This window comes from Dyella sp. 2HG41-7 (genome assembly GCF_021390675.1).
Lineage (GTDB): Bacteria > Pseudomonadota > Gammaproteobacteria > Xanthomonadales > Rhodanobacteraceae > Dyella_B.
On sequence record NZ_JAJEJV010000004.1, the window covers coordinates 2,608,407 to 2,622,188 of the forward strand.

General features: G+C 59.3%; 10 protein-coding genes. 3 read left to right on the forward strand and 7 right to left on the reverse strand.

Annotation, left to right across the window (positions count from 1 at the left end; all coding sequences use genetic code 11):
- Window positions 1-115 precede the first annotated feature (115 nt).
- From L0U79_RS12975 to L0U79_RS13005, 7 genes are all read right to left on the reverse strand, one after another.
- On the reverse strand, window positions 116-1,798 hold the full coding sequence (locus L0U79_RS12975) for an alpha-L-fucosidase (protein ID WP_233842692.1): 1,683 nt from the start codon (window positions 1,796-1,798) through the stop codon (window positions 116-118).
- 2 nt (window positions 1,799-1,800) lie between these two features.
- Window positions 1,801-2,829, reverse strand: coding sequence for a glucokinase (locus tag L0U79_RS12980; protein ID WP_233842693.1), 1,029 nt, complete (start codon window positions 2,827-2,829; stop codon window positions 1,801-1,803).
- A 317-nt stretch (window positions 2,830-3,146) separates the two neighbouring features.
- Window positions 3,147-4,184 (reverse strand): sialidase family protein, encoded by a 1,038-nt coding sequence (locus L0U79_RS12985; protein WP_233842694.1) that lies wholly within the window; start codon window positions 4,182-4,184, stop codon window positions 3,147-3,149.
- Window positions 4,185-4,203: 19 nt separating this feature from the next.
- On the reverse strand, window positions 4,204-6,816 hold the full coding sequence (locus tag L0U79_RS12990) for a glycoside hydrolase family 3 C-terminal domain-containing protein (protein ID WP_345778435.1): 2,613 nt from the start codon (window positions 6,814-6,816) through the stop codon (window positions 4,204-4,206).
- 14 nt (window positions 6,817-6,830) lie between these two features.
- Entirely contained in the window at window positions 6,831-7,880 is a 1,050-nt protein-coding gene (locus L0U79_RS12995) for a glycosyl hydrolase family 18 protein (RefSeq protein WP_233842695.1), read from the reverse strand.
- 11 nt (window positions 7,881-7,891) lie between these two features.
- Complete coding sequence (locus L0U79_RS13000) at window positions 7,892-9,496, reverse strand: alpha-L-fucosidase (protein WP_233842696.1); 1,605 nt, start codon at window positions 9,494-9,496, stop codon at window positions 7,892-7,894.
- A 149-nt stretch (window positions 9,497-9,645) separates the two neighbouring features.
- Complete coding sequence (locus tag L0U79_RS13005; RefSeq protein ID WP_233842697.1) at window positions 9,646-10,725, reverse strand: glucokinase; 1,080 nt, start codon at window positions 10,723-10,725, stop codon at window positions 9,646-9,648.
- Window positions 10,726-11,090: 365 nt separating this feature from the next.
- On the opposite strand from L0U79_RS13005, the gene L0U79_RS13010 reads away from it, so the two are divergent.
- From L0U79_RS13010 to L0U79_RS13020, 3 genes are read left to right on the forward strand one after another with little or no spacing between them, the layout of a single operon-like run.
- Entirely contained in the window at window positions 11,091-12,119 is a 1,029-nt protein-coding gene (locus tag L0U79_RS13010; RefSeq protein WP_233842698.1) for an aldo/keto reductase, read from the forward strand.
- Entirely contained in the window at window positions 12,116-13,009 is an 894-nt protein-coding gene (locus L0U79_RS13015) for an amidohydrolase family protein (protein WP_233842699.1), read from the forward strand. The genes L0U79_RS13010 and L0U79_RS13015 overlap by 4 nt, the downstream gene beginning before the upstream one ends.
- 24 nt (window positions 13,010-13,033) lie before the next feature.
- The gene (locus tag L0U79_RS13020) at window positions 13,034-13,780 is read left to right on the forward strand and encodes an SDR family oxidoreductase (RefSeq protein ID WP_233842700.1); all 747 of its coding nucleotides are present in this window, start codon (window positions 13,034-13,036) and stop codon (window positions 13,778-13,780) included.
- Window positions 13,781-13,782: the final 2 nt, after the last annotated feature.

A 13,782-nucleotide genomic window follows, 5' to 3' on the forward strand; every position in this document is an offset into this window, starting at 1 on the left:
AAAATCGATATCTGCGGCAGCCCCGACCCCCTAATAAGTCGGAACCACCCATGTGGATTTCTTTAACTCGTGACCTTGTAGGTCTGTACTTTCTTGTTATGTAAGCTGCATCGGTTTATGGAAGATACTTACGGCCCTCCGTCGTTGATTGCGCGACATCATCTTCCGTGTCGATGCGAAAAACATAGGCATGCACGCCGTCCGGACGTGCAGGTACATCGATATGCAAGCCGTCATCCTGTTGGTGAAACGGCAACGGCTTGCCGCTCGCCAGCAAGGTCACTGCCTTCACTTTTGTGGACGGCGTTACGGAATGAATCCAGGCGTGGCCCGACGTCGGCCATTCCATTTCGATGGCGTAGAGCCGGCCGTTATGCGTGGTGAAGCGGAAATCTTCCGATGTGTACGGCTTGGTCTTGGTGTCCTGCATGGTGCCGGCGGCGACGTGCGTGGGACCTTCGCCGAAACGATGCCACGGTCGCGATCCGTAAATCGCTTCGCCGTTTATCTTCAGCCAATCGCCGACCGCCAACAAAATGCTCTTGGCTTGATCGGGAATCGTACCGTCGGCCTTCGGGCCGATATTCAACAGCAGATTGCCGTTCTTGCTCACTACATCGGCGAGCAACTGCACGATCTCATCGGGCGATTTATACGTGTCGCCCTCGGCGTAACCCCACGAATCCGGACTCACCGATGTTTCGGTCTGCCACGGTTGCGTACGAATGTCCGCCGCTTGTCCACGCTCGATATTCAAGGTGCCGCTGCCTGGCATCATGTTGTCGAGTTTGTAATTGAGTACAACGCCCTGCTCTCGCGATGCGGCCTGGTTGTAGTAAAACGCCGCGAATTCGGCCAACGCGCCACGGAAACGCGGTTGACCCACCCACCAATCGAAATACATCAGATCCGGGTGATAGTCCTGCACGATTTCGGACGAACGTGCGAGCCAGTCGTCGAGGTAAGCATCGGACACGAAGGTCCAATCCACGTCTTTGCCGTCTTCGCCTTTCGCCGATTCGGTCGGATGCGCCGGTCCGTACAGCGCGGCGTAGCGCGGATCGTTCACATCGGAATTGAAGGTGCGACCGTACTCGTAGAACCAGTCGTGTTCCGCGCGATGCGACGACAATCCAAGCTTCATGCCCTGCGCACGAATCGCTTTCGCCAATTCGCCGATCACATCGCGATGCGGACCCATTTTCACGGCGGTCCAGTCGGACAGTTTGGAGTCGTACATGGCGAAGCCGTCGTGATGCTCGGCCACCGGCACGACATAACGCGCGCCCGCTTCGCGGAACAGTTTCGCCCATGCGTTGGGATCGAAGTGCTCCGCCTTGAAAAGCGGAATCAGATCTTTGTAGCCGACTTCCGGCATCGCGCCGTAAGTCGTCACCTGATGCTGATAGTAGTTGGCGTATTCGCCGGTGCGCTCGTACATATGGCGTGGATACCACTCGCCTTTGTACGCCGCGACCGAATACACGCCCCAATGGATGAAGATGCCGAACTTCGCATCCCGATACCATTCCGGCGTGTTGTACGCGGTAAGGCTTTTCCAGTCCGGCGACATCGGGCCTTGCCAGGCGTCTTTGAGCGTCTGCGCAAGAATGGTCTTGCGCACGCCGTCGAACGGACGATTCGCCGCCACCCACTGCTGCTCGATAGTGGCTGCATTCGGCGGCGTTACCGACTGCGGCGCATCGGCAGCGACAACGCCAGTGCTGCACAGCACGCAAACTATTCCCAAACCGTAACGAGCGCGGTATTGGGAAGACGGTTGCGTGGTCGTGCGCATAGTCATCCGGCTTGACCGCCGCTGCGCAAATGCTCGTGCATCAACCAACTCGCGGCGCCGACGACGCCGAGCTGCGCATGATCGACTACGTGGACCGGAACCGTCTGCTGGAACGGACGCATCACGCCTTTATCCAGGAAACGGCTGACAAAGCTGCTGTTCGCCATGAAATCCGTCATGCGCGACAGGAATCCGCCGGCCACGTAAATACCGCCCGTGGCGCCGTAAAGCATGGCCAGATCGCCCGCGAAGGAACCCAGCCATCCGCAGAACAAATGCAGCGTTTCGACCGCTTGCGCATTCGTATTCGCGCACGCTGCGGCGGTGATCGCCGAAGGCTCGGACAACGCAGCGTCGACGCCACCAAGTCGGCATACCGCCTGGTACACGCGCAACAAGCCCGGACCGGACAACACCGAGTCATAGGGAATATGCGTATCGGCCGCGACAAGTTCGGACAACACGGCTTGCTCGCGACCGACGCGTGCAGCCAATTGAATATGCCCCGCCTCGGTCGCCAACACTTGCGGCGGCGTGCCCGGCAAGCGCACGGCCACGCCGAGCCCCGTGCCAGGTCCAACCACCACCACCGGACCTTCGTACGCGCCGTTGTTTCGCGGCGGCGTATACAGCGTGGTGACGTTGCGCGGATCCAGATACGCCGTGCCGTAAGCCAGCGCTTCGAAATCGTTGAGCACTTTCACTTCGCGCAACGCGAGCGACTTTTCCAACATCGCCGGCGCCACGGGCCAGCGCAGATTGTTGTTGACCACCGCGCCATCATGCAGGAAGCCTGCGCACGCCAGCGCGAGGCACTGAGGTTTCACCGCGAACTCATTGCAAAACGCGCGCACGATGGCATCGAGGCCGGCGAAATGGGCGCACGTATACACACGGTATGCCAGCATCACCGGCATGCTTTGTTCGGGTTGGAACGCGATCAAACCGATACGCGCATGCGTGCCGCCCACGTCGGCGGCAAGGAAGAGTTCCTGCGTTCCAGTAAACGGCGACGCCGATGCGGAAGACATAGGCGTGCCTACCGACGCATCGGCAAGGGGCGCGTCTGACAGCGACGAAGCGTTTCTTGTATCGCCATAGCGCTCGTAGCCGCCGTCATCACACACGAGGCGACCTCGTGGTGTTTTTACGCAGATGGATGGAAACCCTCATATCCCCTCCCGGCGTTGAATGTGCTGAGCCTAGCCACCGGCTCATTCATATACGAACGTCCATTTCATATTTATTTGTAAAAATCTTATAGGGCGAATTTAGATCGAGGCAAGTCGCAACGCAACAGAATCTTGTCATTCGCCGCAAATTTCTAAGCTGGCGCACGGGCGTCCCCTTAAAGTCGACTCGGATCGATCGCTACATGTGCGATTTGAAGCCGTTTCCATGTGTAGGTGATGTGCACCAAGCCGTCCGGAGTCTGAATGACCGCCGGGTAGGAAAATTCCTCGCCCGGGGTGTTCTCCAGAGTCAGGACAGGCTTCCAGTGCTGACCGTCCCTGGACACGGCCACCGCAAGCGTCCCTCGCCCATTCCACCAGTCCTTCCCATGCGTGGTCGGGTTGTAGACCAGGCACGCTCGCCCGTCAGCCAGGACAACAGCGTCGATACCCGAATTGGGATTAGGCACGTCCAACAATTTCAGCGGGGACCACGTACGTCCGCCGTCGGCTGACAGCGTGGAGAACAGACGGTCCTGCTTGGTTCGGCCTATCGCCTGCAATCTGCCGTGAGGCCAGAGCAAAAGACTCGGCTGGATCGCCTCGATGGCGTCGGGATTGGGAACCGCTTGGCTCAAGGTCCATGTTTCGCCGTGATCGGATGAGCGTTCAAAATGGACAGTCCAGTGTCCCAGCTCCGTGCTCGACGGACTCACCAACGTGCCGTCAGCGAGTTGCACCGGCTTATCTTTGATGGGCCCCAGTATCCCAGTGGGAAGCGCGCGAGCCTCCGACCAGTGAGCCCCGTTGTCATTCGACGTCTTGATCATGCCGCGCCAGTGCTGCGGATCGGGACCGACCTTATAAAAGAGGAACAGCGGTCCGCCTCGAGGAAGAAAGAGCACCGGATTCCACGTGGGCTCCCGATGCCCATCCGCTTGCACGCCGTTGGCGACTTCCACCGGTACGCTCCAATGTCCGTCGACATGGCGCGACAGCCAAATGCCCACGCTGGGATCGCGCTCCAGCTTGCCACCGAACCATGCGGCGACAAGTCCGGCTGGCGTCTCCACCAGTGTGGATGCATGACTCTGCCGCGTCGGCGGCGATGTTGTAATGAACTCGCGTAACACGATGGGATTCGCCATAACGGTCATGGGCGCAACGAGCGACGCGATCGCCAACGCGTGGCCGAAAATCGTGACGGGCCTCATGCCGTTCGGACGCCTGGCTTCATCGCGGCAACGCCTCGCGTCCGCTGATCGTGAAATCGGACTTCACGCCATCGACATCACCGGGTTGACCGCCGCCGACGAATACACGATAACGCCCCGGCAGCACCGCGCGATCGCCTTCGGCATCTACGCTGCTCAATTGCCGCGAGTCCAATTCAAAACTTACCCGCCGACTTTCCTTCGCCGTGACGTGCACACGCTGAAAGCCGACCAACGCGTGACGCGGCGCAAGCGTGTTGTCGGGTGCATCGAGATAAACCTCGACTACTTCGTCGCCGTCACGGTTGCTCTCGTTGCGTACGACGGCGCTTACCGTCAACGGTTTGCCGGCTTTGAGATCCGTCGTCGACAAGCTGAGGTCGCTATATCCGTAGCGGGAGTAACTCAATCCATAACCAAACGGATAAAGCGGCGTGCCTGCGAAATAGCGATACGTACGCCCTTGCATGGCGTAACTGACGAACGGCGGCAAATCGCGAACGGAGCGATAGAACGTGACCGGCAATCGGCCGGCAGGGTTGTAATCGCCCGCGAGCACTTGCGCGACGGCGCGGCCACCGTCTTGCCCCGGATACCAACCTACGATGATCGCGTCGGCATGTTCCTTCGCCCAGTTCAACGCGACGGCGCTGCCCGACATCAACACGACGATGAGCGGCTTGCCGCTGGCTGCCGCACGTTCCAGCAACGTCTTTTGAGCTTGCGGCAAAGCGATATCGGTGCGATCGCCACCGTTGAATCCCGGTACATCGATTTTTAGCTCTTCGCCTTCCACATCGGGCGAAAGGCCGACAAACGCGACGACAGCATTCGCATCACGCATCGCGGCATCCGCCTTGGCCAACTGCGCGTCGTCCGGTGCGGACCACTGTAAACGCACACCCTGATCCTGGCCGCTATGTACTAGCTCAAGGCGAATTGCATGCGCGCGAGTATCGATGACGTGCAACTGCGCTTGCACGGACGCATCGTCGCCGCTGTCGTGGATGATTTCCTTGCCATCGATAAACAGACGTACCGGATCGTGACCTTTGCAGTCGAAGCAACGATCGATATGCACGGCGAGCGTGTAATCGCCGGCAACCGGCGGAATCCATTCGCCGGTCCAGCGCACGGCATAACGATCCGTGTTGAGAACGTCACTCGGCGCGACATGATCCCAATCGAAATCAATCACGCGATCGGTGCGCGTAAGCCGGGGCTTGCCGTTGAAATCCAGATCATCGAAGTATTCGCCGGTCAATCCGACATCACCGTGTTCCGACGTACGCAGCGCCGTTTCGGGAATGGGAATCGGAACACCGTCGGCGATGGGCGAACCTTGCGCATAACGAATGTGGTCCGCGCCGAAACGTTCGCGCAATCCTTCCAGCGGCGTCACGGGCGCCTTGGCGGTGCCGTGATAGTTCGCCTCCAGGGTTTCCAGCGTGTCGGCATTGGGCCCGATCACGGCAATGCGCGTATTCGCGCGCAACGGCAATGTATCGCGCTCGTTCTTCAGCAGCACCATCGATTCCAGCGCAGCCTGCAAAGCAAGCTTGCGATGTGCGGCGCTGTCTACCTGATCCATGCCGATGCTTGCATAAGGATCGCTACCACCACCCCACTCGCCCAATCGATAACGCGCAGCGAAGAGCCGAGCGAGCGCGGTGTCGAGGGTCGATTCCTTCACGTAACCGTCGTGCACGGCTTTGAGCAGATCATGATAAGCATCGCCGCAATCAAGATCGGTGCCCGCCTCGATGGCTGCCGCCGAAGACTGCGCGTTGTCTGGCTTGAAGTAATGGAACTTGGTCATGTCGTCCACGGCATCGCAGTCGGACACCACATAACCTTTGAAGCCCCAGTCGCGACGCACCACGGTCGTCAACAAATCGGCATGAGCGCAGGCCGGCGTGCCATGAATCGCGTTGTACGCGCACATCACGGAACCGGCGCGGCCTTCGGTAATCGCTGCGCGAAACGCCGGCAAATACGTCGCCTGCAGATCGTGCGGCGACACATCCACATCGAACCCATGCCGCCCGGATTCCGGTCCGCTGTGAACGACAAAATGCTTAGGCGTCGCGATGGCGCGCGGATGATCGGGATCGTCACCCTGAATGCCGCGGATAAAATTCACGGCCAGCCGACCGGTGAGATACGGATCTTCGCCGTACGTCTCCTGCCCTCGTCCCCAGCGCGGATCGCGGAAGATATTGATATTGGGCGACCAGATCGTGAGGCCTTGGAAACGCGCGTGATCGCGACCGGCGCCGGCCGCATTGAATTTCGCGCGCGCTTCGGTGGACACCGTTGTGCCGACTTGAGCAAGCAACGAGGTGTCCCAACTCGCTGCAAGCCCGATCGCTTGCGGAAACACTGTCGCGTAACCATCGCGCGCGATGCCGTGCAGCCCCTCGCTCCACCAATCGTATGCCGCAACGCCAAGGCGCGGGATGGCCGGTGCGCTGCTCTGCGTCTGCGCGACCTTTTCCGCCAACGTCATTTGCGCGATCAATGCCGTAGCGTGCGCTTCCGGTGTTGACGCGGAATTTTCCGATGCGCCAACCGAGCCCGCGCCGGCAAGAAGCACGCTTATCAGCACAAAGCACGCGGGCTTTATCGGCATCGTTCAAATCCCTCTCATCGCTCTACGACAGGTAGCTCGTCCCACACCTTGGGATCTTCCGCGCCCAGCACCCACGAGCAGAACCCTTCCAAATCGTACTGCTTTACCAGCGCATAGCGGTCGCGGAAGCTGTGTGCGTCCGGCATAAATACCCACTCGCGCATGTCGTCGCGATAGAAGTAGTACCAGGATTCGTGTTCCATCGAATCCCATTGAACGTCGGCTTTTTGTTCTTGGGCCAACGGTATCGATTCGTCCGCGTCGATATAGGTGCCTTCAATATTGGAAGCCTCCGTACCGTCCGCGCGCACGGGATCGCCGGTGTACCAGCGATAGCCGTACAGCGCGATGCCGAGCGAAAGCTTTTGCTTTGGCACCTGCGTCAACGCGTATTTCAGTTGCTCAAGCATCCAGGGCATACCGTCGACCGGACCGGGAACGGTCCAACGCGTATGCTGATCGTAGGTCATCAGGCAGATCAGGTCCGCGTATTTGCCCAATGCGGACAAATCGTAAACGCCGCGCCAGTATTGCCACATCCATTTGGAGAATTTTCCATCGCCCGCATGACCGGGCGCATTCGGCACCACGGCAATCGAAAGCTTCAGACCTTGTTTGTGCAGCGCTTCGGCGGTTTGCTTGACCAGCAAGGTAAAGGCATCGCGATCCGTCCACGAAATACTTTCGAAATCGAATTGAAAACCGTTGTAGCCGTATTCGGCCGCCTGCTGCAGCATCGACTCGATCATGTGATGCTTGGCGGTTTCGTCGTGCATCAGATCGTGGAATCCGCTGCGACCGGCCGTCATGGAAATGATCGGCATCACGGGCAAACGATGCTGCTTGGCCAGATCGAGCACATAACGATTGGGGCCGCCATTGACCAATCCTTGGTTATCGACGCCATACCACGTGGGAACCAGCAAACCGATCTTGTCGATATGCGCTGTGAAGGAATTGACCGATTTTTGCGTCCCCATCAAATAAAACATCGCATCCGGCGGTTTTGCGCATGCGCTACCGCACACCAGAGCTGCGAAAAGAAACCAAACAAACTTTTTCATAAACATTCCCATTAGGGCGCCAGTTCGATGCGATAAACGTAGGCGTAGTCGCCGACGGGTTTCGCAGGTAGCGCCAGATGCAGACCATCGGATTGTTGTTTCCATTCGATACGCTGGCCGTTCGCAAGCAAACGCACCGCGCGCACACGATCGGAAGCTTTGATCGAATGGATCACGACGTTGCCGCTTTGCGGCCATCCCAATTCCGTGGCGTAAAGCACGCCTGGCTTGGTGGTAAAACGAAAGTCCTCCGCCGTATACGGCTTGGTTTTCGTGTCCTGAAACGTTCCGCCGACCACTTCGGTGGGGCCTTCGCCAAACACGCGCCACGGCTTGCTGCCGTAGATGGCGTCGCCGTTCGCTTTCAGCCATCCACCAATCGCCAGCAGCACATCGCGCGCACCATCTGGAATCGTGCCGTCCGCGCGCGGACCGATATTCAGCATCAAGTTGCCGTTCTTACTCACCACATCCACCAGTAGATGGATGATGTCCTTGGGTGACTTGTACGTATCGTGCTCGATGTAGCCCCACGACGCGTTGCTGATCGACGTATCCGTCTGCCAATGCGTCGAGTGAATACCCGTCAATTGGCCGCGTTCGACATCGAGCGTGCCGGCGCCTTCTGCAAATTCGCCCAGCTTGTAGTTGACGACCACGCCGCCGCGATGCGCGCCTTCGTTGTAGTAGTACGCCAACAACTTGGGCAGCGTATTGCGAAAGGTCGGATGGCCGATCCACCAGTCGAAATAGATAAGGTCCGGGTGGTAGTTGTCGATCAACTCGGCCGTACGCGCCAACCAATCATCCAGCCACGCTTGCGAAACATACGTCCAATCGTCGGTAAGGTTTTGGTCGTCTTTGGACAGATGCGCTTCGGCGGGACCGTAAAGACCGGCGTAGCGTGGGTCGTTCACGTCGGAATCGACATTTCGACCGCCGTCGAAAAACCAGTCGTGCTCAGCGCGATGCGACGACACCCCGAAATGCATGCCGTCGGCGCGAACCGCTTTTTCCAGTTCAGCGATGACATCCCGATGCGGCCCCATGTTGACGGCCGACCATTCCGACAACTTTGTGTCGTACATCGCGAAACCGTCGTGATGCTCAGCCACCGGCACCACGTAGCGTGCGCCGGCATCCTTGAACAGCTTGGCCCATGCTTGCGGGTCGAAATGTTCCGCTTTGAACTTCGGAATGAAATCCTTGTAACCGAACTTCGATTGCGGGCCATACGTGGCCACGTGATGCGCGAACTCCGGCGTGCCTTGCTGATACATCAGGCGCGGATACCACTCGCTGCCAAACGCCGGTACCGAATACACGCCCCAATGGATAAAGATGCCGAACTTGGCATCGTCGTACCACGCGGGCGAGCGATAGTTTTGAAGCGAGACCCAGTCGTCGCGAAAGGGGCCGTCGTTCATGTGCTCGGTGACGCGCGACAAGATCGCCTGCCGCGCAGGCTCGTATTTCGCTGTCGCTTTCTGCCATGCGATATCGGCGTCTTGTGGAGAAAGCGTATGAACAGTGGGCGCCGTGGCGGTTTGCGCAGCCGCGCCGATAGATACCGTGCAAGCCATTGTCGCGCCGAGGCAGAACAAAAATCGATTCATCGCCCATCCTTTATCGGCGGTGTTGCCCGCAGCAAAAAAAGGACCGATCGCGGAAAGTAGGGGAAGAAAACTGATCCGCGATCGGTGCTGCGAAAAAAACTTATGACTTGACGCGTACGCCCAACGAACTTGCGTGTGCCGTGTTGCACTCAGTAGTCCGGCGTATGGGTGCTGAGGCTGCGAGCGTTGGCATCACAATGCGTATCGACATGCCAACTTGCCGCACCCATCACGCCGTGATGCCCGTGATCCATCACGCGGATCGGCACGTTTTGCAAAAACGGACGCATCACGCCCTTGTCGAGAAAGCGCTCGATCAATGGACTGCTGCGCATGAATTGGACCATCTGAAATAAAAAGCCGCCGGCCAGATAGATGCCACCGGTCGCTCCATAGATCATCGCCACGTCGGCCGCGAAGGATCCCAGCCAGCCGCAGAACAATGTGAGCGCTTCGTGCGCCATCTCGTCGCGACCTTCCAATGCGGCGCGTGTCACCGCCAGCGGATTTTCCAGCGAGGGATAGCGATCGCGAATGGCGCATAGCGCCGTATAGACGCGATGCAAGCCAGGACCTGAGAGCACCATGTCGTAAGGCACATGAGTGTCCGGCTGCGCGAATTGCTTCAGTACCTGATGTTCTCTGCCGACGCGCGCGGCCAACTGCATGTGGCCCGCTTCCGTCGCCATCACGCGCGAAGGTTGCCCCGGCAGCCATACCGCAGCGCCCAATCCCGTTCCCGGGCCGATCACGACGACAGGGCCTGCATTGGCTTCGCGCGCCATCGGCGCCTTCAACACGGCAGCGCCAACGGCCGCACCGTGTCCGACTGCATAGGCAAGCGCTTGCAGGTCGTTGAGGAACCAGACGTTGTCCAGTGCCAGACGTTCTTTCATCACTTGTAATAAAACCGGCCAGACAAGGTTCTTGCTGATCACCGAACCCGCATGCACGTAACCCGCGCATGCGAGTACGAGATCGCGCGGCTGCGTATCGAACTCGTCGCAGAAGCAGCGAACGATATCTTCTAGATGCGGATGGTCGGCGCATCGGTAGACGCGATACGCCATTTCCTTGTGAGGTCCGCCCGTCGCGTCGCGCGCCATCAGCGCGATTCGCGCATGGGTGCCCCCGATGTCAGCGGCGAGGAAGCTGTCGTGGCGACGATGGTCGGGCGCCAGATTGCCCAAGGGGACCCGCTCAGGGGCTAACAACGTGGTCGCTGGCATGGCCATGGTCATCCCGGGCGTTTCTTTGCAGGGTGCGCCGGACCGGTGAAACCGGTCGTTTTTACGGTAGTTCCTGTCGAAAACCGCATATGCCCGCCCCTTTTGCCGTTATCCGAACCCACCCTGGCGACGGTGCGCGCCAGGACTGTTCATTAGCAAAATACAATTTCATATATGTTTTAGATCGAGCCAAACCCAATTGCAACTACTTTTTTTGCTTGGCTACGACGTCGACTGGGTCACCTATAAATAACTTGTTTATATATACACAACGGAAAAGATGCGCGATGATACGCAGACAGGGGGCGGTAAAAGCGCGGAAATACCCGGGCTGCCGGCCACTTAGCGAGTCATCGTGAGGGCGAATGGCGCTGTTGACGACCAAGCCGAATCCAGCCAACGCCACCGTGCGGCCGCATGCATGGCTAGGGTCGCAGTTGTCGTTCGGCGGGGCGCCGATCGGCAATCTTTACGAATCCGTGGACGACGCCTCCGCCTGCGCCACCATCGCGCACGCTTGGCGGCAAGGCATCCGGCATTTCGACACGGCGCCCTATTACGGTTACGGACTTAGCGAATCGCGACTCGGCGCCGCATTGAACGAGATGCCGCGCGCGAGCTTCACGCTATCGACCAAGGTCGGCCGTCTTATCGAAGACGATGCGCAACAGACGAAGCATTCCGATGGCTTTATCGTCGACGGCCGTCGCGCGCGCTTCGATTACAGTCGCGACGGTGTGTTGCGTTCGTTCGAAGCGAGTCTGCGTCGATTGCACACGGATCATATCGATGTACTGCTTCTGCACGACATCGGCGCGGAAACACACGGCGACCAACATGCCGCCATCTTGCGTCAGTCCTTGGACGAAGCGTTGCCAGCGATGGCGGAGCTGCGCGCACAAGGCGCGTGCAAAGCGATTGGGTTGGGCGTTAACGAAGAGGCGGTATGTCTGGAAGTGATGCCGCATTTTCCGCTCGACGTGATCATGCTTGCGGGGCGCTACACGCTGTTCGAACAACAGCACAGCCAGGCTGTCATGGCGCAAGCGCAGCAGCGCGGCGTTGCGATGCTAGCCGCGGGTCCTTACAACTCCGGCCTGCTCGGCGGCGCAAACGGCCCCGGCAACTTCTACAACTATGCGCCGGCGGACGAAGCAACCGTCGCACGCGCACAACGCTTCTACGACGTTCTCGCGCGCACGCACACCGATGTCGGCGCTGCCGCATTGCAATTTCCGCTGGCGCACCCGGCCGTCGCAAGCGTCGTGTGCGGATTGCGTTCCATCGCTGAAGTCGATCAAGCGGCGGCGCGCATGCAGGCACCTATTCCTGACCAAGCATGGCGCGCATTGCGCGATGCCGGTTTGTTGGAGGATGGAGTTCCCACGCCATGATCATCGTCGATGCACATCAGCATTATTGGCAGCCTTTGCGTGGCGATTACGGTTGGCTGGCACAAGCGCCGGCGTCGCTGCAGCGGGCTTTTCTACCGGACGATCTTCGCGCGCAGCGCGACGCGGCAGGCGTGCAATTCAGCGTGCTGGTGCAAGCCGCGCCGACCGAAGACGAAACCCGCTATTTGTTCGAACTGGCCGAAGAAGACGCGGCGGTCGTCGGCGTGGTCGGCTGGGTGGACATGGAAGCCACCGATGTCGGCACGCGCATTGATCGACTGATTCGCGACGGCGGCGGCTTTTTGCGCGGATTGCGCCCGATGGCGCAGGATCTCGCCGATCCGGATTGGCTCGCTAATCCTTCGCTCGATCGCGCCTTCGATTGCATCCAGGATTGCGGCCTGACCTTCGATGCCTTGGTCGGCATGCCGCAGCTCCCTGCACTGTTGCGTCGGCTGCATCGGCATCCGCATTTGAATGTCGTGCTGGATCACGCAGGCAAACCTGCTATCGCCGACGGTCGCTTCGATCAATGGACCAGCTGGATCGATGAGTTGGCGCAGCATTCACAGCTCCATTGCAAACTTTCCGGCTTGTTGACGCTGCTTGGCGAGCCGGTGCACGAAGATGCGATTGAACCCTACGTCGCCGACTTGTTTTCGCATTTCGGCCCCGAGCGCTTGATGTGGGGCAGCGATTGGCCCGTGCTGACCACGCACGCGCACTACGCGCATTGGCTGCAGATCGCCTTGCAGCTGACCGAACGTTACGCACCGGGCTCGATCGAAGACGTCTTCGCCGCGAACGCCGTGCGTTTCTACGCGCTGGATATCGATACACCTCTTCAGAATCAGGAAACACGCCATGACCTTACGCAACGCGCGATCTGACAACCGAAGCACGGGAGATGGCGTATGAGCGATCGTTTATCGGGCAAAGTCGCGCTCGTTACCGCTGCCGGCGCCGGTATCGGCCGCGCGACCGCCCTCGCCTTCGCCAAGCAAGGCGCGAAAGTGCTGGCGACCGATATCAATGCCGATGCGTTGACTAGTCTTGCTGCTGAGCACGCATCGATCACGACGCGCATATTGGATGTGACGAAGACCGATCAGATCGAAACGCTGGTTCGCGAAACCGGCCCGTTCGATGTGCTTTTCAACTGCGCAGGCTTTGTGCACGCCGGCACCATTCTGGATACCGACGACGCAAGCTGGCATCGCTCGTTCTCCATCAATGTCGACAGCATGTTTCATCTGTGCAAGGCCGTGCTGCCAGGCATGCTCGATCGTGGCAAGGGCAGCATCATCAATATGTCGTCGGTCGCATCGAGCATCAAAGGCGTGCCGAATCGTTTTGCTTACAGCACCACCAAAGCCGCGGTGATCGGGCTGACCCGTTCCATTGCTACGGATTTTGTCTCGCGCGGTGTACGTTGCAACGCCATCTGCCCCGGCACCGTCAAAACGCCATCGCTGGGTGAGCGCGTGCGCGCGCTGGGCGGCGATGAAGAAGCCAACTGGCGCAGTTTCGTCCAGCGCCAACCCATGGGTCGTTTGGGCGAGCCCGAGGAAATCGCCGCGTTGGCGTTGTATCTCGCCTCCGACGAATCCGCCTTTACGACCGGCACCGTTCATATTGTGGACGGCGGCTGGTCCAACTAAGC